Source organism: Azospirillum formosense (assembly GCF_040500525.1).
Lineage (GTDB): Bacteria > Pseudomonadota > Alphaproteobacteria > Azospirillales > Azospirillaceae > Azospirillum > Azospirillum formosense_A.
Map to the genome: position 1 here is coordinate 406,006 of NZ_CP159405.1, position 18,091 is coordinate 424,096.

Below are 18,091 nucleotides of genomic sequence, written 5' to 3' on the forward strand. Positions count from 1 at the left end.
CCGGCCTGTCTCGGCGAATGTCTCAACGATTGACTTGGCGATTGCCCTGGCGGCTGGCCCGGCGCCTTCCGGGGCTGCTGATTCTGGCCGGAGCCGCCGTGCTGGCGAGCTTTCTCGCCTCCCACGCGCTTCCCGGCGACCCGGTGATGCTGATGGTCGATGGGCGGGCCGCCGACCCGGAGATGATCCGCCGGCTGCGGGAAGACGCCGGGCTGGACCAGCCTCTGGCCGTTCAATTCCTGTCCTACGCGCTGGACCTGCTGCGGGGTGACCTTGGCCAATCGCTGCGCTACGGCGGCGTTCCGGTGACGGCGCTGCTGGGCGAGGCCCTGCCGGTGACGCTGGAGCTGATGGCCGGCGCGGCGGCGCTCGCCCTGCCCTGCGGCCTCGCGCTGGGCCTCGCCGCCGCCGACGTCCGGCGGGCGTGGCCGGGCACCGCCCTGATGGTCGGGTCGGTGCTGGCCCTGTCGGTGCCGCCGCTGGCTCTGGCGACGTGGCTGATGCTGGCGGGGTCCGGCACGGCGCCCTGGGCGGTGGCGGCGCTCGCCCTGCCGGCGGCGGCGATGATCGCCCGCCTGACGCGGACCCAGGTGATGGAGGTGCTGGGACGCGACTTCGTCCGCACCGCCCGGGCCAAGGGGCTGGGGCGGGCCGCCGTCCTGCTGCGCCACGCCCTGCCCAACGCCCTGGTGCCGCTGACCGCGGCGGTCGGATCGGTGGCCGGAACGATCCTCACCACCACGGCGGCGGTGGAGAGCGTCTTCGCCCTGCCGGGGATCGGGCGGCTGACCGTCCAGGCGGTGCTGGCCCGCGACCACACGGTGGCCGGGGCCGCCGTCCTGGTCTTCGTCCTGCTGCAGATCGCCATCAGCCTGTCCGCCGAGCTGCTGATCGGCCTCGCCGATCCGCGGCTGCGCGACGATGACGAGCCGCCGTGATCGCGGTCCGTTCCCCCGCCGGACGCGCCGGTCTGCTGCTCGCGGCGGCGCTGGCGGTGCCGCTGGCCCTGGCCGCCCTGCTGCTGCCGCTCGATCCGTCCGCCATGGATCTCGGGCAGGTCTGGGCCGGACCGTCCGCCGCCCACCCGCTGGGCTGCGACGGGCTGGGCCGCGACGTCGCCGCCCGGCTCATCGCCGGGACGGGGACCTCCTTCGCCATCGCAGGGTTGGCGCTCGCCCTGGCGGTGGGGCTCGGCGTCGCCTCGGGCGGCGTGGCGGGCTGGATCGGCGGACGGACGGACGCGGCGGTGCTCCGGCTGGCCGATCTGCTGCAGGGCTTTCCCGAGCTGTCGCTCGCCATCGTCGCGTCCGCGCTGCTTGGTCCTGGCACCAAGGCGATGGTGCTGACGCTCGCCCTGGCGGCGTGGCCGTCGCAGGTCCGCTGGTGCCGGGCGCTGGCCCTGTCGAACCGGAGCGCCGAGCATGTGCGGGCCGCCACCGCCCTCGGCGCAAGGCCGCTGCACACCGTCCGCCGTCATCTCCTGCCGGCGGTCGCCGGGCCGGTGGCCATCCGCGCCGCCCTGTCCATCGGCCCCGTCATGGTGGCGGAGGCGACGCTGAGCGGCCTCGGTCTGGGCATCCAGGAACCGGCGGTCTCCCTGGGCACCCTGATCCGCGACGGGCTGGCCGACCTGCGCGACGCCCCCCACCTGATCGCCGCGACGACGGTCACCGTCGCCGCCATCGCGCTGGCCGTCAACCTGCTGGCCGAGGGGCTGCGCGAGGGCCTCGACCCGCGGGGGCGCTGGTAGAGGACGCAGCCGCGTCAGCCCTGCCCGGCGGCCGCGCCGCGCTCGTACCAGCCGCGGGTCCGCTTCACGATCCGGACCACCGACAGCATCACCGGCACCTCCACCAGCACGCCGACCACGGTGGCCAGCGCGGCGCCGGACCCCAGACCGAACAGGCTGATGGCGGCGGCCACCGCCAGCTCGAAGAAGTTCGACGCCCCGATCAGCGCCGCCGGAGCGGCCACGCACCAGGCCACGCCGAACCGGCGCGACAGCCAGTAAGCCAATCCCGCGTTGAGATAGACCTGGATCAGGATCGGCACGGCCAGCAGCAGGATGACCAGCGGCTGCGCCAGGATCTGCTCGCCCTGGAAGCCGAACAGCAGGACCAGCGTGGTCAGCAGGGCAAGAAGCGACAGCGGCTGCATCACGCCCAGCGTCCGCGTCAGCGCCCCCTCCCCGCCCGACGCCAGAAGCCCGCGCCGCCACAGCTGGGCCGCCGCCACGGGGATGACGATGTAGAGCAGCACCGACAGCAGCAGCGTGCCCCACGGCACGGTGATCGACGCGACGCCGAGCAGCAGGCCGACCAGCGGCGCGAAGGCGAAGACCATGATGAGGTCGTTCAGCGCCACCTGGCTCAGTGTGTAGTGCGGCTCCCCCTCGCACAGGTTGGACCAGACGAAGACCATGGCCGTGCAGGGCGCGGCGGCCAGCAGGATCAGCCCGGCGATGTAGGACGGGATCTGCTCCTGCGGCAGCAGCGGCGCGAACAGATGGCCGATGAACAGGCTGCCGAGCAGCGCCATCGAGAAGGGCTTGACCGCCCAGTTGATGAGAAGCGTCACGCCGACGCCGCGCCAATGCTCCTTCACCCGCCCCAGCGCGCCGAGGTCGATCTTCAGCAGCATCGGCACGATCATCAGCCAGATCAGCGCCGCCACCGGCAGGTTGACCCGGGCCAGCTCCGCCGCCGCGATCGCCCGGAACAGGCCCGGCGCCACGGAGCCGAGCGCGATGCCCGCGACGATGCACAGGACCACCCAGACGCTGAGGTAGCGCTCGAACAGGCCCATTGCCGGACGGGGAGCCGGCTCCCGATGGACGTCAGCGGTCATGCCGGGCCATCCTCCCGGCGAACCTGGCCGATGCGCTGCCCGGCGCCGTCCACCACCGCCTCGCCGTCCTCCTTGGCGAAGGCCCCGCGCTGCGGGTCGGGAAGGATGTCCAGGACCAATTCGGACGGGCGGCACAGCCGCACGCCGAGCGGCGTCACGACGATCGGCCGGTTGATGAGAATGGGGTGGGCGACCATGGCGTCGAGAAGCCGTTCGTCATCGAGCGCCGGATCGTCCAGGCCAAGCGCCGCGTAGGGGGTGCCCTTCTCGCGCAGCACGGCGCGCACCGGCACGCCCATGCGGCGGATGAGGTCGGCAAGCGCGTCGCGTCCCGGCGGCGTCTTCAGATACTCGACGACGACCGGCTCGACGCCGCTGTTGCGGATCATCGCCAGCGTGTTGCGCGAGGTGCCGCAATCCGGGTTGTGGTAGATGGTGACCGCTGTCATGGGAACTGTCCGCCGAGGCTGCTGGGGCCCCTATATTTCCATACTTGTCGAAATATAGAAACGTGGATTCGCCGGGCCGGCCGATCCACCGCCCCCGTGTGGCCGCCCCCGTGTGGCCGGCGGCGCGCTTGCCGGTGGGGTGCCCGTCCGTTAGGCTGCGCCCCATGAACGTCAAGGATGTCATCGCCGGGCTGGGAGCGCTGGCGCAGGAGCACCGGCTGGCCGCGTTCCGGGAACTGGTGCAGCAGGGTCCGGACGGGCTGCCCGCGGGCGTGCTGGCGGAGCGGCTGGGCCTCGCCCCGGCGACCCTGTCCTTTCATCTCTCGCAATTGAGCAACGCCGGGCTCGTCGCGTCGCGCCGCCAGGGGCGGCTGATCATCTACAGCGTCGATGTCGGGCGCTTCCAGGCGCTGCTCGGCTTTCTGACCGAGAATTGCTGCCAGGGAAACGCGGATCTCTGCCGGCCGCGTCCCGGCGGCTGCGCGCCCGAAAGCGACTGAGGCGCGGTCAGCGCCGCTGCAGCGACATGGTGTAGCGGAAGCCGGCACCGGGGTGGGTGTTCACCGCGATCTCCACCAGACGCCCGTCATCGGTGAAATAGCGCCGGGTGATGACGAGGATCGGCGACTGCGGCGGGACATGCAGGCGCGAGGCGACGTTCAGGCTGGCCGGGGCGGCCTCGATGTCCTGCATCACCTCGGCGATGCGAACGCCGTAGCGCTGCTCAAGCACCGTGTAGATGGCGTACTGCACCACATCCAGATTGCGCACCACGTCGGAGAAGGCGGCGTCGATGTAGACCTCCACGTAGGAGAAGGGCTCCGACGTCTCGCGGGTGCGGCGCAGCGCGCTGACGCGGAACCACTGCGTGTCCGGGCGGCAGCCCAGCCGGCCCGCCAGCTCCTCCTCCACGATGATGCGGTCCACCGAGAGGATTTCCAGCCGGGTCGAGGTGGCGTACTGGACCAGCTCGTCCAGGGAACTGATGGAGTTGACGAAGCGCCCGTCGGCGCGGCGCGCCGCCAGGACCGAACCCGATCCCTGGCGGCGCAGGATGTAGCCCATCTCCTGAAGCCGGCGCAGCGCCTCGCGGACCGTGTGTCGGCTGACGGCGAAGCGGCTGCACAGTTCCTGCTCGGTCGGCAGGCGGTCGCCGACGGCGTAGGCGCCGGCGTCGATCTCCTCCAGCAGGCTGCGGACGATCTCCTGGTAGAGCGGAGTCTCCCCCCGCTCCGCCGCGCCGTCCGTGCCGCTGTTTTCCTTCAGGCTGTCCGCTTCGTCCGACATCGCATCCCTCATGATGCCGGAAGATGGACGAGGCGGGGCGCCGATGCAACCGGCGTACGGGCCGGCGCACGACAACTCCCGCGCGGGACCGTCCGCTTACGTCAGCAGGACCAGCGACAGGGCCGGGAAGGCGTTGATGGCGATCAGCGCAACCACCCGCATCCCGTAGAAGGGCAGCACCCCCTTCACGATGGAATGGAGCGGCATCTTGGTGATGCGGCTCATCACGAACAGGTTCAGGCCGACCGGCGGCGTCAGGGTCGCCACCTCCACCAGCGCGGTCATGATGACGGCGAAGTGGATCGGGTTCACCCCCACCGCCTGGGCCATCGGGAACAGGATCGGCGCCAGCAGCACGATCATCGACACGCCGTCCAGGAACATCCCGATGACGAGCAGCAGCAGATTGACCGCCAGCAGGAACTCGAAGGGGGAGACCTGCGCCTCCTTGAGCATCGCGGTCAGCTCGGCGGACAGGCCGAGGCGGGTCAGCACCGCGGTCAGCAGGCCGGAGCCGAGCAGCACGCCGTAGATCATCACCGTCTGGAGGACCGACTCCCGCGCCGTCTCCCACACCGCGGCGAGGTTGGCCGTGCGGTAGACCATTGTCACCAGGACGACCGCGTAGATGGCGGCCAGGGCCGACACCTCGGTCGGAGTGAACCAGCCCATGTAGATCGTGCCGATGATGAGCACCGGCATCATCAGCGCCCCGGCGGCACCCGGCAGGCGCCGGCCGAAGCCCTTCCAGTCCGGGCGCTCGCCGACATGGCCGTAGCCCTTGACCCGGCTGACGATCAGCGTGGTGAGGCCGAGCAGGAACGCCTCGAACAGGCCGGGCACGATGCCGGCGATGAACAGGTCGGTGATCGGCAGGCCGACGATGGAGCCGATCAGGATGAAGGTCAGCGACGGCGGGATCATCAGGCCCAGCGTGCCGCAGACCGCGACCAGCGAGGCGGCGAAGCGGGGCGGGTAGCCCTCCCTCGGCATCAGCTTCACCGCCGCCGGGCCGAGCGCCACGGCGCAGGCCACCGACGAGCCGTTGACCGCGGCGAAGAACACGCTGGACATGGCCAGCGCCAGGGCGATGCCGCCGCGGAAGTAGCGGATGATCGTCCCGACCAGCTCCAGGATGACCAGGGCGAGGTTGCCGCGCGACATCAGGTTGCCGGCGAAGATGAAGAACGGGATGCAGACCAGCGCGTATTTGTCCACGGAATCCCAGGCCATCTGCGCGACCAGGACGACCGGGATGTTGAAGTTGAAGGTCAGCAGGCCGACCGCGATGACGCCCAGCGCCAGCGCGATGTGCACGCCCGCGGCCACGAAGAACAGCAGGCTGACGACGGCTACGATGGTGGTCATGGTGTTTCCTCCCCTTTTTCAGCCGTCGTTCAGAGATTCTCGCCCTCGACGGGCGGATCGGGATCGTGGCCGCGCAGCAGCAGGATGATGTTGCCGACGAAGGCGAAGCCGTAGAGCACCCCGCCCAGCGGCAGCACCAGCCGGACCGTCCAGAGCGGCAGGTCGAGGTTGGATTCCGTGAACATGCCGATGGCCTGGAGGTGAGCGACCTCCTGCACGCCGGCGATCACCAGAAGCACGCTGAAGGCCAGCCCGATCAGGCTGTTCAACCAGGCGAAGGCCAGCCGCACCCGGTGCGGCATCATGTTCAGCAGCAGGTCCATGCGGATGTAGTGGCCGTGCCGCGTGCCGACTCCCAGCGACAGCAGGACGCTCCACACCACCAGGAAGCGGACCAGCTCCTCCGCCCACCAGTGGCTTTCCGACAGGAGGGAGCGGCTGGACGCCTCGTAGAACATGAAGCCGATGGCCGCCATCATCAGGATCGTGGCGACGTTCAGAAGGATGCGGTCCTCGATGAAGCTCCACCAGCCCGGCAGGCCGCGGCCCGGCGACGAGGCGGCGTCCGCCGCGGGCGACGTCGCCTGGTTGTGCGGGGCCGCGGAGGTCGCCGCGGACGTCAATGTATCGGTTCCCGGCATGGGTGGAACTCCCTTCACGAGAAGACCTGGGTCTGGGGGACGCGGCTCAGCCAGCCGGTGGCGCGCTCGTAGGCGTCGGCGATGCGCAGCAGCGTGGACTCCGCCTGCGGGCGGCCAATGAGCTGCATGGCGATGGGCATCCCGTCCGGATCGAAGCCGGCGGGCGTGACGAGCGCCGGCAGACCGAGGTAGGAGACCGGACGGGTCAGCGCCGCCACCCCGGCGACCACCGCGGCCATCGCCGGCCCGGCGCCCACGTCGGTCTGGGCGGCGGTCGGCACGCGGCCGCGCAGGGCGGCGACGAACAGCGCGTCGCACCGGGCGAAGGGGCCGTCGATCATCGCCCGGAGATGAAGCGCGCGAAGCTGCTTCGCCTGGAGGTAGGAGGCCGCCGGCACCATCAGCCCCTGCAGAAGCCGCGCGCGCACCTGCGGGCCGTAGTCCTGCGGACGCTCGCGCAGCCAGGGCGCGTGGACGGCCGCCGCCTCCGGCGTGAAGACGAGGTTGGCGAGGTCGCCGTAGGGCTCGTGGTCGGGGATGTCCACCTCCACGACGCGGGCGCCGGCGCGCTCCAGCACTGCCCGCGCCTGCTCCAGCGCGGCGGCCACGGCGGGGTCGAGGCCGTCGTAATAGAACTGCCGCGGGATGCCCAGCCGCAGCCCCTCGACCCCCTGGCCGAGGCCGTCCACGGCGTCCGTCCGCCCGGTGATCAGCGAGAACAGCGTCGCCGCGTCCTCCGCGCTGCGGGCGAGCGGGCCGACGCAGTCCAGGCTGTCCGACAGCGGCATCACGCCGTCCATCGGCGTCGCCCCCTGCGTCGGCTTCAGCCCGACCACGCCGCACAGCGCCGCCGGAAGCCGCACCGACCCGCCGGTGTCCGACCCCAGCGAGCCGAAGGCCAACCGCGCCGCCACCGCCGCCCCGGAGCCGGAGGAGGAGCCGCCGGTGATGCGGTTGGGGTCCCAGGGGTTGCGGCAGCGCCCGAGATGGGCGTTGTGCCCGGTCGGCCCCATGGCGAATTCGGCCATGTGCAGCGTGCCGAGCGTCACCGCCCCCGCCGCGTCCAGCCGCTCCAGCACCGTGGCCGTCCGCTCCGGGCGGAAGCCGCCGCGGATCGTCGGGGAACCGCAGGTGCAGCGCTTGCCGGCGCGGTAGAACATGTCCTTGTGGGCCAGCGGCACGCCGTGCAGCGGCCCGCGCAGCCGCCCGGCCCGCGCCTCCGCGTCGGCGGCGCGGGCGGCGGCCAGCGCCTCCTCCGGCTCGACCGACAGGACGGCGTTGAGCGTCGGATTCAGCCGGGCGATGCGGTCGAGGCAGGCGTCGGCCAGGGCCTCCGCCCGCAGCGCGCCGTCGCGGACCGCCCTCGCGGCCTCCGTCAGGGTCAGCGATGTGGGATCGGTCATGCCCGCTCCCCGGCACTGGTTCCGGCGGCACCGGTTCCGGCCGCCAGCGCGGCGTGGGCGCCCAGCGGCACGTCGAACAGCGACCCGCCGGGATGCGCCGCCGCCAGGATGCCCGGCACGGCGGCCAGCAGGCGCCCGCACAGGGCGGCGTCCGCGTCGTCCAGGGTCACCTCCTGAATCCTGGCCAGGGTCCGCGCGCAGGCGGCGGCATCCCCGATGAGGTTTTCCGTCATTCCTTCCCTCCCTTCCGGTGCTGTCCCCGCGCGGCTCTTCCGGCCGTTCACCGCGGGCAGGGCCTTGTATGGTCCCCTTACCCGGATCGTTGCAGCGTCATCTCATAGCGGTATCGTCCGGCCGCGTGGCTGCTGACCGCCACCTCCAGCGCGTTTCCTTCGGCGTCCAGATAATGGCGGATCACCACTAGGATCGGGGTGCCGACCTCCACCGACAGGCGGGACGCCAGGTTGGCGTCCGCCGAGGTCGCCTCGATGGATTGCACGACCTCCTCGATGCGCAGGCCATAGCGGCTTTCCAGCACCGCGTAGACCGCGACCGGAAAGGTGCCGATGGCCTGGGCCACGTCGTCGAAGGCGGCCGGCAGGAACACCTCGGTGTAGCAGAGCGGAGTCCGCTCCCCCGGCTGGCGGCGCAACGCCACCACCCGGACCCAGGGCGTGTCCGGCTGGGAGCGCAGAAGCTCCGCCGTCCGCCCCTCCACCAGGATCTTCTCCACCGCTAGCACCTCCAGCCGGGTGGAGGAGGCGTACTGCCCGATCTCCGCGAGGCTGGACAGCGTGTTGTGGAACCGCCCGTCGGGCCGGGCGGCGGTCACCACCGACCCCGAGCCCTGGCGGCGCGCGATCAGGCCGAGATCCTGGAGCCGGCGCAACGCCTCCCGCACCGTGTAGCGGCTGGCGGAGAAGCGCAGGCACAGCTCCTGCTCGGTCGGCAGCCGTTCGCCGACCCCGACCCGCCCGTCCGAGATGTCGGCGCGCAGCGCCTCCAGGATTTCCTGGAAACGCGGCCCCTCCGCGGCGGACGGGCGGACGGAGGCCGGGCGAACGGCGGTCTTCACAGCGCCCCCTGCTCGCGCAGCGCGGCGATCCGCTCCGGCCCGATGCCGATGCGGCCCAGCACCTCCTCGGTGTCGGCGCCCAGCGCCGGGGCGGTGCGGGTGGGCAGCGTCTCGCCGCCGATGCGCACCGGCCCGGTCAGCATCCGCACCCCGCTGGACCCGTCCGGATAGACGAAGTCGGCCACCCGGTCGCTGTCGCGGACGAAGGGGTTCTCCAGCGATTGCGCGATGTCGAGGACCGGGGCGGCGGGAACGGCGCCGCCGAGGATCTCCACCCACTCCGCCGTGTCGCGCTGGCCGAGCACCTCGTCCAGCAGGACGGTGAGCTGTTCGCGGTTGGCGAGCCGGTCCTTGAAGCTGCGGAAGCGTGGGTCGTTCCCCCATTCCGGCTTGCCGATCTTGTCGCAGAAGACCGGCCAGAACTTCTCCTTGTTGCACATCACGAACAGCCAGCCGTCGCGCGTCCGGTAGAGCTGCGACGGGGTCAGCGAGGGGTGCGCGGAGCGCGGCTCCCGCCCCTGGTTGTGGCCGCCGTTGAGGTACCAGGTGGCGAGGTAGGTCATGTTGTGCAGCGCCGTGTCGAACAGGCTGACGTCCACGTCCGAGCCCTTGCCGCTGGCCCGCGCCCCGACCACGCCGGAGACGAGGCCGAAGGCGGTCATCAGGCCGGTCATCATGTCGACCACCGACATGCCGAAGCGGGCGGGCGGGCCGTCCGGCTCGCCGGTCACCGACAGGTAGCCGGCCTCCGCCTGCATCAGATAGTCGTAGCCCGGCCAGGCCCGCCGCGGCCCCGTGCGCCCGTAGGCGGACAGGTGGGCGCAGACGATCTTCGGGTTGACCGCCTTCAGATGCTCGTAGGTCAGCCCCAGCTTGTCCGGCAGGTCGCCGCGCAGGTTGTCCAAAACGGCGTCGGCGTGGCGCACCAGCTCGTGCAGCACCGCCATGCCCTCGGGGTGCTTCAGGTTGAGGGTGATGCTGCGCTTGTTGCGGTTGAAGGACTGGTAGAAGTGGCTGTTGCCGGGGCCGAAGAAATGGGGGCCGACATGGCGGCCGACCTCGCCGCCCTCGGCGGGATTCTCGACCTTGATGACTTCAGCCCCGAGATCGGCCAGCAGCATGGTGCCGAACGGGCCGGCGCCGTATTGCTCCACGGCGATGACGGTGACGCCTTCGAGGGGTAGCACGCGGTGTCTCCCTGATGGGGGTGTGCGGGGTGTGTGGGGAGTGGTTGCGCTGGGCCCCCACCCAACCCTCCCCCGCTTCGCAGGGGAGGGCTTTTGTCCTCACACCGGATTCTGCTCGATCAGCCGCTTGGCGATGATGATGCGCTGGATCTCGTTGGTGCCCTCGCCGATGCACAGCAGGGGGGCGTCGCGGTAGAGCCGCTCCACCACGAACTCCTTGGAGTAGCCGTAGCCGCCGTGGATGCGCATGGCGTCCAGGGAATTTTCCACCGCCGCCTCGGAGGCGAAGAGCTTGGCCATGCCGGCCTCGTAGTCGCAGCGCTCGCCGCGGTCGAGCGCCTTGGCCGCCTGCTGGACGAGCAGCCGCGCCGCCGAGACGCGGGTCGCCATGTCGGCCAGCTTCATCGCCACGGCCTGATGCTCGTGGATCGGCTTGCCGAAGGTCTTGCGCTGCTGGCTGTACTTGACGGATTCGTCCAGCGCCGCCTGGGCGACGCCGACGCCGCGCGCCGCCACGTTGACGCGGCCCAGCTCCAGGCCGGAGATGGCGCAGGCCATGCCGCGGCCCTCGACCCCGCCGATCAGCCGGTCGGCCGGGACGCGGTAGTCCTCGAAGACCAGCTCGGCGGAATCGATGCCCTTGTAGCCCAGCTTCTCCAGCTTGCGGCTGACCTGGAAGCCCGGCCCCTTCTCGGCCAGGAACATCGTCATGCCCTTGTGGCGGGGCTGCGCCGTCGGGTCGGTCTTGACCAGCAGGGCGAAGCAGCTTCCCTGGATGCCGTTGGTGATCCAGGTCTTCGAGCCGTTGATGACGTAGTCGTCGCCGTCGCGCTTGGCCACCGTGCGGATGGCCTGGAGGTCGGTGCCGCAGTCCGGCTCGGTCAAAGCGAGGCCGCCGCGCAGCTCGCCAGTGGCGAAGCGCGGCAGGAAGGCGGCCTTCTGCTCCTCCGTCCCCGTCTTGGTGACGATGAAGGCCATGATGAGGTGGGAGTTGATGATGCCGGACAGCGACATCCACACCGAGGAGATGCGCTCGATCATCTTGGCGTAGGTGGAGGGGCGCAGGCCCAGCCCGCCATACTCCTCGGGGATCGTCGCCCCGAACAGGCCCAGCTCCTTCATCCGCTCGACGATCTCGTCGGGGTAGGCGTCGTCATGCTCCAGCTTCAGGGCGACCGGACGGACGTGGCGGTCGAGGAAGCGGTCCACGCTGTCGAGGATCAGGCGCTCCTGCTCGTCGCGTTCCGCATCGGTCATGCTGGCGGTGGTGTCGCTCATGGCGTGTTTCCCGGATTAATGGTCAGCGGACGGACGGCGACAGCACGGACAGCGAGTCCGCCGCGCGCGGGCTGGCGTCGAGGCCGAGGACAGCGTCGGCAATGCGCGACGCGGCGGTCTCGTTCACGGCCATGGCGGCGTTGCCGCGGTACTTGTCCACGATCTCGGCGTTGGACAGCGGACGATCGGCGGCGCCGCGGTTGATGTGCTCGCGGTGGCGCAGCTCCCGCCCGTCGTCGAGCGTGATGACCAGCTCGCCCGAATAGGCCTTGGGGAAGGGCGAGTCGGGGTCGTGGCGGTAGGACACCTTCGACGCGATGTCGAGGATCGCCGCGTCGCCCAGCGCGTCGTTCTCCAGCTCCGCCAGGGTCAGGCGCCCGCGCACCAGCGCGGCGGCGACCAGGAAGGGCACGCTGAACTGCGCGTCGTAGGAATTGGAGGGCCGCTTCTTGTTGGCCTCCGGCTCGCAGACGGTCTTGACCACCTGCTCGGGCACCAGCGCCTCGATGCGGCGGATGCGCGCGAGGTCGAGGCCGTCGCGGCGCAGCTCCAGGGCGGCGTCCACGCAGGCGTGGGTGAAGTGGCAGGCCGGATAGGGCTTGATCGCCGTCGCCATCAGCTCCCACGTCTCGCCAAGGCCGGCGGTGGCGATGCCCAGCTCGGCGCGCCCGGCCTCCTTGCCGAGATAGGCGTTGAACAGGCCGAAGCGGCCCTCGTAGGGGCGGGTGACGCCGGTGAAGCCCTCGCGGGCCAGCGCCGCCGCGGTGATGCCCGCCGCCGCCGCCCAGCCGGGATGCAGGCGCTTGTTCCAGGCGCCGTCCTCCAGGAACTCCAGGCTGCCGCTCGCCATCGACAGGGCGATGCCCTGGGCGGCGGCCAGCTGCGCGCGGGTCAGGCCGAGCAGCCGGCCGGCGGCCAGCGCGCAGCCGAACACGCCGATCATGCCCGTCGGGTGGAAGCCCACCTGATGGAAGCCGCCGCGCGCCACCGCGCCGAGCCGGGCCGCCACCTCGACGCCCAGCACATAGGCGCTGACCACGGAACGGCCGTCCGCCCCGGTCATCGCCGCCGCCGACAGCACGGCGGGCATCACGCTGGCGGTCGGGTGGATGACGCCGCCGATGTGGGTGTCGTCGAAGTCGAGACCGTGGCAGAGCAGGCCGTTGACCGTCGCCGCGTCGCGCGCCGGCAGCGAGGCGGGCATGCCGATCACCGGCACCGGCCCCTCCCCCGCCAGCCCGCGCAGGGCGGTCAGCGTCTTGTGGGCGAAGTCATAGCGCGTCGAGGCGAGCGCGATGCCCACGGCGTCCAGCATGTGGTGCGGCGCGCGGGTGCGGACCTCCGCCGGGATGGCGTCGTCGGGGGTGTCGGCGACGAAGGCCGCCAGCGTGGCGGCGATCGAGTTGCTGGTCGGATCGGTGGCGGGCATGGTTCCTCCCTTTGTTCTTTTCAGGCCGTCGGTGCTTTCGGGTTGTCCGGATCAGTCGCCCCGGATCGATCGTCCCGGATCAGTCGCCGATGCCGTGGCCCCGCTTGGGGACGAGGCTGGCCCGCTCGAAGGTCACGAAGACCGTGCCGTCGGCCTTGTAGCCCTCGGTGTAGGTGGTCACGATGCCCTGCGTCGGGCGCTTCTTGGATTCGCGGACGTCCAGCACCTTGGAGCGCGCGTAGATCGTGTCGCCGGGGAAGACCGGGGCGACCAGCTTGATCTCCTTCCAGCCGAGGTTGGCGACGGACTTGTAGGAGACGTCGTCCACCGTCATGCCCAGCACCATGGCCAGCGTCAGGCCGCTGTTGACCAGCGGCTTGCCGAACTCCGACTTCTCGGCGAAGGCGTGGTCGCAGTGCATGGGATGGCGGTTCATCGTCAGCAGGCTGAACTGGATGTTGTCCGCTTCGGTGATGGTCCGGCCGGGGCGGTGCTCGTAGACATCGCCGACGGTGAAATCCTCAAGGTAGCGGCCAAGGTCGGCGACGATGGTCCGCGGTTCCTGAACATCGGGCATGGGCGGAAGTCTCTTGTCTGCGGATCGGAGGGGTGAATGCGGGGCGCCGATCATTTCAGGGTGACATGTTCAGCGCGTGTGATAGCATGTTGTACGTACAAATAACACGCCCCCTCACCCTTGGAAAGCGTTTTCATGCCCAACAATCCGCAAACCCCGGCAACGGCGCCGGAATCGCCGGTCCGCCGCTCCTACCTGTTCGTTCCCGGCGCCCGTCCCGACCGTTTCGCCAAGGCCCTGGGCGCCGGCGCCGACGCGGTGATCATCGATCTTGAGGACGCGGTGGCCCCCGGTGACAAGGACAGCGCCCGCGCCGCCGTCGGCGCCTTCCTGCGGGACCACGAGGGCGCGGGCGGGCCGGCCATTTTCGTTCGAACCAATTCGGTGCGCAGCCGCACCGGCCTGCTCGACATCCTCGCTTTGACCGATCTGCCGGACGGCGCCGCGCCGCGCTGGGCGGGCATTTTGCTGCCGAAGGTGGACGGGGCCGAGGACGTCCGGCTGGCCGCCGGGCTTCTCGACGAACGCGGCCTCCCCGGCGCGCTCGGCGCGCTGATCGAAAGCGCCGACGGGCTGGAGAACGTCATGGCGATCGCCGCGGCCTCCCCCCGCCTGTCCTTCCTGATGTTCGGCGGGGCCGACCTGTCGGCGGAACTGCGAGTCCCGCTGTCCTGGGAGCCGCTGGTGCAGGCCCGCACGCGAATCGTCCACGCCGCCGCCCGATTCGGGCTGGACGCGCTGGACATGCCGTGGATCGCGCTGGACGACGAGGAAGGCTACCGCCAGGAGTTGGCGCGCAGCGTCCTGCACGGCTTCACCGCGCGTTCGGCCATCCACCCCAAGCAGATCACCGCCATCCACGACGCCTACACCCCCTCGCCGGAGGCGGTCCTCCGCGCCGGGCGCGTCCTGGCCGCCTTCGAGGCCGCGGGCGGCGGGGTCTGCGTGCTCGACGGCAAGCTGGTCGAGCGGCCCCTGGTGCTGGGGTCCCATCGAATCCTGGCATTGGCCCGCCGCGCCGGAATGCTGTAGGCCAGAATCGACCGTTCACGCGCGCCGCGCCACCGCCACTTGTCCGGACTCCCATGACCACGCAAGAAACCCCGCCCGCCCCCTTTCCGCTGCTGCTGGCGGAGGTGACCAGCGTCCAGACCGTCGCCACCCTGTCGGTTCTGACGCTGGCGACGGTCGCCCCGCTGGCCGCCGCCTCGCTGGGGGTGGGGTCGGAGGCGGTCGGCTACCAGATCAGCGTCATCTACAGCGCCGCCGCCCTGGTGTCGGCCTTCGCCGGCCTGGTGGTCCGCCGCTGGGGCGCCGGCACGGTGGGCGTCCTGGCCCTGGGGCTGGGTCTGGTGGGCTGCCTGGGCCTCGCCACCGGCTCCCTGTGGGTGGCGGCGCTGGCGTCGGTGCTGCTCGGCATCGGCTACGGGCTGGTGAACCCGTCCTCCTCCCACCTGCTGAACCGCTTCACCCCGCCGGCCCGGCGCAATCTGGTCTTCTCGTTGAAGCAGACCGGCGTGCCGCTGGCCGGCGTGCTGGCCGGGCTGACCCTGCCGGGAATCGGCGAGATCGCCGGCTGGCGCGGGGCGGCGCTGGCGGTGGCCGCCATGTTCGCGCTGCTGCTGGTCCTCTTCGCGCCGGGCCGCCGGGTGTGGGACGACGACCGCAGCCCCGGCCTGCCGATCCGCGGCAACCTGATGGAGGGACCGCGGCTGGTCTGGCGGGTGCCGGCGCTGCGCGGCTTCGCGCTGATGGGCTTCTTCTTCTCGGCGATCCAGCTGTCGCTGATGGCCTTCACGGTGAACATGCTGGTGCACGACCTGCACTGGTCCATCGTGTCGGCCGGGCTGGCCGTGTCGGTGATGCAGGCGGCGGGGGCGGCGGCGCGCATCGGCTGGGGGCTGCTGGCCGACCGGCTGCGCTCCGGCGTGGCGGTGCTGGGCGGGATCGGCGTGCTGTCCGCCAGCGCCGCGTTGGCCACCGCCGGTCTGGGGCCAAGTTGGCCGGTGCCCGCGGTGATCGGTGTTCTGACGGTGTTCGGCATCGCCGCCATCGGCTGGAACGGCGTGTTCCTGGCGGAGGTGGCGCGGGTCGCGCCGAAGGGCACCGCCAGCACGGCGACGGGCGGCGCGCTGATGTTCACCTTCTCCGGCGTCGTCGTCGGGCCGGCGCTGTTCGCCACCCTGTTCAACACGGTCGGCAGCTACGGCGAGACCTTCGCCCTGATGATGGCCTTCCCGCTGGCAGGGGCGGCGGCCGTCCTGTTCTGGTCGCGCCGCAAGAGCTGACAGCGGCGGTCATCGACCCATCGCGTCGAGTTGTCCGTACAATAATGTTGGCACTCCCCACTGTTTTCCCCTATGATCGTTCGGACAAGCGGGCCAAAAGCGTCCGAACGCAGCCATTGGGAGGGAAGCCGATGTTCAATCCGTCGATGTTCAGGCCATTTTGGGCGAAGACGCTGCTGGTCGGGATGACCGTGGCCGGGCTGGCCGCCGGGGCGCCGGGTCAGGCCCGGGCGCAGGCGGCGCCGGTCGAGATGGTGATGACGGACGAGATCGCGACGTCCCACTGGACCGCCAAGATGATGGACGAGTATGCGGCTCTGATCGAGGAGCGCTCGAAGGGCCGCATCAAGCCGAAGGTCTTCCACTCCGGCACGCTCTACAAGGACAAGGACGCCGTCGCCGCCCTCGGGTCGGGCGCCGTTCACATGGTCTGGCCGGTCAGCGTGCAGCTTGAGAGCATCGCCCCGCAGTACGGCGTGGTGAACCTGCCCTTCGCCGTCACCGACGCCGCGATGTCCAAGCCGGAAACCGCGAAGGAGGTCTCGAAGCTGCTGTCCGGGCTGGTGGCCGACAAGGGCATCCGCGTCATGGGGCTGATGCGCACCGCCGACCTGATCTTCCTGTTCAAGGACAAGGAGGTCGCCTCCGTCGGGGACCTGAAGGGCAGCAAGATCCGCCTGACCGGCGGCCGCGTCCTGCAGCTTCTGATGCGCGACTTCGGGGCCAGCCCGGTGTCGATGCCCGCCTCCGAAATGGCGGCGGCGCTGATGCAGGGGGCCATCGACGGCATCTACACCTCCGCCGGCGGCTGGGAGATGGTCGGCACCAACGCCGCCAAGGTCGCCTCACTGGTGCCGGGCATGAGCCTGCTCACCTACTCCGTCCTGGTGGACGACAAGTGGATGAAGGGCCTGCCCGACGACCTGCGCCAGGTGGTGGAGACGACCACCAACGAGATCATCGCCAAGCAGTGGCAGCGCGCCATCGACGCCGACAAGAAGACCATGGACCAGATGATCGCCCAGGGCGGGCGGCTGGCCGTGGCTCCCGAGGCGGAGCAGGCGAAGTTCCGCGAGATCGCCAACAAGGTCAACCAGGACTACGTCCGGCGCTACCCTGAGGTCTGGAAGCAGTATCAGGCCATCGTCGGCGACAAGAGCTGAGGCGATCCCCCTCGCTTCACCTCGCGGTGCGGGCGGCGTTCCGGAAGGAGCGCCATCCGCACCGTTTTTTTATGCGTGCTCAGACCGACCGCATGAGGCCGCCGTCCACCCGGATGTTCTGCCCGGTGATGTAGCCGGCCCCCTCGGAGGCGAGGAAGGCGACGGTCGCCGCGATCTCCTCGCTCTTGCCGTAGCGGGCCATCGGCACGCCCTGGCGCCGCTCCTCCGTCGCCGGCAGGCTGTCGATCCAGCCGGGCAGCACGTTGTTCATCCGCACATTGTCGGGGGCGTACTGGTCCGCGAACAGCTTGGTGAAGGAGGCCAGACCGGCCCGCGCCACGGCGGAGGTCGGGAACATCGGGCTCGGCTCGAAGGCCCAGGCGGTCGAGATGTTGATGATCGTCCCGCCCTTCTGCCGAACCATGACCGGGGTGACCAGCCGGACGGCGCGGACGACGTTCAGGAAATAAACCTCGATCCCCTTGTGCCAGTCCTCGTCGGACAGCTCCAGAAGCGGCTTGCGCGGGCCATGGCCGGCGCTGTTCACCAGCGCGTCGATGCGGCCCCAGCGCTCCATCGTCCGGGTCACCAGCCGCTCCAGATCCTCGGCGGACTGGTTCGAGCCGGTGACGCCGATCCCGCCCAGTTCCTCGGCCAGAGCCTCGCCCTTGCCGGAGGAGGACAGCACCGCGATCTTGAATCCGTCCGCCGCGAGGCGCCGCGCCGCCGCGGCGCCCATGCCGCTGCCGCCCGCGGTGATGATGGCAACCTTATCGCCCATGATTCGTCATCCCTCTCCTGCCGGAACGGTTCGTCCGTTCCTTCTCTCCTCCTGTATCGCACCGGATGCAGGACGGGGCCAAGGGAAGCGTGCGCGCGCCTTCGGGCGTCGAAAGGACGGCGCCGGAATAAGGCCGGTCAGAGGGTGAGGAGGAAAGCCAGCGACGCGACCGGAGCCGCCGTGACGAAGCCGACGGCGACGAAACGCTCGACCGGGCTCCAGGACTCCCAATCCCGCTGAAGCGAGGACAAGAACGACTTCATGATCCCTCACGGACCGGCTGATGTTGCAATGCATATAAGATACGGTTTCCGGGGG

Annotated in this window: 20 protein-coding genes; 6 read left to right on the plus strand and 14 right to left on the minus strand. The window is 70.7% G+C overall.

Going from position 1 to position 18,091, the window contains the following annotated elements; translation table 11 throughout:
- Positions 1–29: 29 nt before the first annotated feature.
- On the plus strand, positions 30–938 hold the full coding sequence (locus ABVN73_RS26180; RefSeq protein ID WP_353861515.1) for an ABC transporter permease: 909 nt from the start codon (positions 30–32) through the stop codon (positions 936–938).
- A complete protein-coding gene (locus tag ABVN73_RS26185) occupies positions 935–1,750 on the plus strand; it encodes an ABC transporter permease (RefSeq protein ID WP_353861516.1) in 816 nt (271 codons plus the stop codon). The genes ABVN73_RS26180 and ABVN73_RS26185 overlap by 4 nt, the downstream gene beginning before the upstream one ends.
- 14 nt (positions 1,751–1,764) lie before the next feature.
- Here ABVN73_RS26185 and arsB read toward each other — a convergent pair whose 3' ends face one another.
- Both arsB and arsC read right to left on the minus strand, forming a co-directional pair.
- Positions 1,765–2,805: an ACR3 family arsenite efflux transporter gene (arsB, locus tag ABVN73_RS26190; RefSeq protein ID WP_353861924.1), complete on the minus strand. Its 1,041-nt coding sequence runs from the start codon at positions 2,803–2,805 to the stop codon at positions 1,765–1,767.
- 38 nt (positions 2,806–2,843) lie between these two features.
- Positions 2,844–3,296 carry an arsenate reductase (glutaredoxin) gene (gene arsC, locus ABVN73_RS26195; RefSeq protein WP_353861517.1) on the minus strand — a complete coding sequence of 151 codons (453 nt, stop codon included), beginning with the start codon at positions 3,294–3,296 and terminating at the stop codon, positions 2,844–2,846.
- A gap of 164 nt (positions 3,297–3,460) precedes the next feature.
- Between arsC and ABVN73_RS26200 the strand changes: the two genes are divergently transcribed.
- On the plus strand, positions 3,461–3,796 hold the full coding sequence (locus tag ABVN73_RS26200) for a metalloregulator ArsR/SmtB family transcription factor (protein ID WP_353861518.1): 336 nt from the start codon (positions 3,461–3,463) through the stop codon (positions 3,794–3,796).
- Positions 3,797–3,803: 7 nt separating this feature from the next.
- On the opposite strand, the gene ABVN73_RS26205 is transcribed toward ABVN73_RS26200, so the two are convergent.
- The 10 genes from ABVN73_RS26205 to ABVN73_RS26250 all read right to left on the minus strand — a co-directional run bounded on the left by ABVN73_RS26205 (position 3,804) and on the right by ABVN73_RS26250 (position 13,541).
- The gene (locus ABVN73_RS26205; protein WP_353861519.1) at positions 3,804–4,583 is read right to left on the minus strand and encodes a GntR family transcriptional regulator; all 780 of its coding nucleotides are present in this window, start codon (positions 4,581–4,583) and stop codon (positions 3,804–3,806) included.
- Positions 4,584–4,679: 96 nt separating this feature from the next.
- A complete protein-coding gene (locus tag ABVN73_RS26210) occupies positions 4,680–5,951 on the minus strand; it encodes a TRAP transporter large permease (RefSeq protein ID WP_353861520.1) in 1,272 nt (423 codons plus the stop codon).
- 29 nt (positions 5,952–5,980) lie between these two features.
- Positions 5,981–6,592 carry a TRAP transporter small permease gene (locus ABVN73_RS26215; RefSeq protein ID WP_353861521.1) on the minus strand — a complete coding sequence of 204 codons (612 nt, stop codon included), beginning with the start codon at positions 6,590–6,592 and terminating at the stop codon, positions 5,981–5,983.
- Between the two features lie 14 nt (positions 6,593–6,606).
- Positions 6,607–7,995, minus strand: coding sequence for an amidase (locus ABVN73_RS26220; protein ID WP_353861522.1), 1,389 nt, complete (start codon positions 7,993–7,995; stop codon positions 6,607–6,609).
- On the minus strand, positions 7,992–8,228 hold the full coding sequence (locus ABVN73_RS26225) for a hypothetical protein (protein WP_353861523.1): 237 nt from the start codon (positions 8,226–8,228) through the stop codon (positions 7,992–7,994). Before ABVN73_RS26225 ends, ABVN73_RS26220 begins: the two co-directional genes overlap by 4 nt.
- A 77-nt stretch (positions 8,229–8,305) precedes the next feature.
- Positions 8,306–9,070 carry a GntR family transcriptional regulator gene (locus ABVN73_RS26230; RefSeq protein WP_353861524.1) on the minus strand — a complete coding sequence of 255 codons (765 nt, stop codon included), beginning with the start codon at positions 9,068–9,070 and terminating at the stop codon, positions 8,306–8,308.
- Complete coding sequence (locus ABVN73_RS26235) at positions 9,067–10,257, minus strand: CoA transferase (RefSeq protein WP_353861525.1); 1,191 nt, start codon at positions 10,255–10,257, stop codon at positions 9,067–9,069. Before ABVN73_RS26235 ends, ABVN73_RS26230 begins: the two co-directional genes overlap by 4 nt.
- A gap of 99 nt (positions 10,258–10,356) precedes the next feature.
- Positions 10,357–11,535, minus strand: coding sequence for an acyl-CoA dehydrogenase family protein (locus ABVN73_RS26240; protein WP_353861526.1), 1,179 nt, complete (start codon positions 11,533–11,535; stop codon positions 10,357–10,359).
- Between the two features lie 22 nt (positions 11,536–11,557).
- Positions 11,558–12,964, minus strand: coding sequence for an MmgE/PrpD family protein (locus ABVN73_RS26245; RefSeq protein WP_353861527.1), 1,407 nt, complete (start codon positions 12,962–12,964; stop codon positions 11,558–11,560).
- A gap of 79 nt (positions 12,965–13,043) precedes the next feature.
- Positions 13,044–13,541, minus strand: a complete 498-nt coding sequence (locus tag ABVN73_RS26250; RefSeq protein ID WP_094306085.1) for a MaoC family dehydratase — start codon at positions 13,539–13,541, stop codon at positions 13,044–13,046.
- 135 nt (positions 13,542–13,676) lie between these two features.
- Between ABVN73_RS26250 and ABVN73_RS26255 the strand changes: the two genes are divergently transcribed.
- From ABVN73_RS26255 to dctP, 3 genes are all read left to right on the plus strand, one after another.
- Positions 13,677–14,573, plus strand: coding sequence for a CoA ester lyase (locus tag ABVN73_RS26255; protein ID WP_353861528.1), 897 nt, complete (start codon positions 13,677–13,679; stop codon positions 14,571–14,573).
- A 53-nt stretch (positions 14,574–14,626) separates the two neighbouring features.
- A complete protein-coding gene (locus ABVN73_RS26260; RefSeq protein WP_353861529.1) occupies positions 14,627–15,829 on the plus strand; it encodes an MFS transporter in 1,203 nt (400 codons plus the stop codon).
- Positions 15,830–15,960: 131 nt separating this feature from the next.
- On the plus strand, positions 15,961–16,992 hold the full coding sequence (gene dctP / locus ABVN73_RS26265; RefSeq protein ID WP_353861530.1) for a TRAP transporter substrate-binding protein DctP: 1,032 nt from the start codon (positions 15,961–15,963) through the stop codon (positions 16,990–16,992).
- A gap of 79 nt (positions 16,993–17,071) precedes the next feature.
- On the opposite strand, the gene ABVN73_RS26270 is transcribed toward dctP, so the two are convergent.
- Together ABVN73_RS26270 and ABVN73_RS26275 are read right to left on the minus strand one after the other, a co-directional pair.
- Positions 17,072–17,776: an SDR family oxidoreductase gene (locus ABVN73_RS26270; RefSeq protein ID WP_353861925.1), complete on the minus strand. Its 705-nt coding sequence runs from the start codon at positions 17,774–17,776 to the stop codon at positions 17,072–17,074.
- A gap of 134 nt (positions 17,777–17,910) precedes the next feature.
- Positions 17,911–18,036, minus strand: coding sequence for a hypothetical protein (locus ABVN73_RS26275; protein ID WP_353861531.1), 126 nt, complete (start codon positions 18,034–18,036; stop codon positions 17,911–17,913).
- Between the last annotated feature and the right edge of the window lie 55 nt (positions 18,037–18,091).

What these genes read in the sequence shown, in the direction of transcription:
- ABVN73_RS26215 (WP_353861521.1), bottom strand. Translation starts at nt 6,592, where the DNA reads ATGCCGGGAACCGATACATTGACGTCCGCGGCGACCTCCGCGGCCCCG.
- ABVN73_RS26225 (WP_353861523.1), bottom strand. Translation starts at nt 8,228, where the DNA reads ATGACGGAAAACCTCATCGGGGATGCCGCCGCCTGCGCGCGGACCCTG.
- ABVN73_RS26200 (WP_353861518.1), top strand. Translation starts at nt 3,461, where the DNA reads ATGAACGTCAAGGATGTCATCGCCGGGCTGGGAGCGCTGGCGCAGGAG.
- ABVN73_RS26205 (WP_353861519.1), bottom strand. Translation starts at nt 4,583, where the DNA reads ATGTCGGACGAAGCGGACAGCCTGAAGGAAAACAGCGGCACGGACGGC.
- ABVN73_RS26210 (WP_353861520.1), bottom strand. Translation starts at nt 5,951, where the DNA reads ATGACCACCATCGTAGCCGTCGTCAGCCTGCTGTTCTTCGTGGCCGCG.
- ABVN73_RS26275 (WP_353861531.1), bottom strand. Translation starts at nt 18,036, where the DNA reads ATGAAGTCGTTCTTGTCCTCGCTTCAGCGGGATTGGGAGTCCTGGAGC.
- ABVN73_RS26260 (WP_353861529.1), top strand. Translation starts at nt 14,627, where the DNA reads ATGACCACGCAAGAAACCCCGCCCGCCCCCTTTCCGCTGCTGCTGGCG.
- ABVN73_RS26245 (WP_353861527.1), bottom strand. Translation starts at nt 12,964, where the DNA reads ATGCCCGCCACCGATCCGACCAGCAACTCGATCGCCGCCACGCTGGCG.
- ABVN73_RS26250 (WP_094306085.1), bottom strand. Translation starts at nt 13,541, where the DNA reads ATGCCCGATGTTCAGGAACCGCGGACCATCGTCGCCGACCTTGGCCGC.
- arsB (WP_353861924.1), bottom strand. Translation starts at nt 2,805, where the DNA reads ATGGGCCTGTTCGAGCGCTACCTCAGCGTCTGGGTGGTCCTGTGCATC.
- ABVN73_RS26255 (WP_353861528.1), top strand. Translation starts at nt 13,677, where the DNA reads ATGCCCAACAATCCGCAAACCCCGGCAACGGCGCCGGAATCGCCGGTC.
- ABVN73_RS26240 (WP_353861526.1), bottom strand. Translation starts at nt 11,535, where the DNA reads ATGAGCGACACCACCGCCAGCATGACCGATGCGGAACGCGACGAGCAG.
- arsC (WP_353861517.1), bottom strand. Translation starts at nt 3,296, where the DNA reads ATGACAGCGGTCACCATCTACCACAACCCGGATTGCGGCACCTCGCGC.
- ABVN73_RS26220 (WP_353861522.1), bottom strand. Translation starts at nt 7,995, where the DNA reads ATGACCGATCCCACATCGCTGACCCTGACGGAGGCCGCGAGGGCGGTC.
- dctP (WP_353861530.1), top strand. Translation starts at nt 15,961, where the DNA reads ATGTTCAATCCGTCGATGTTCAGGCCATTTTGGGCGAAGACGCTGCTG.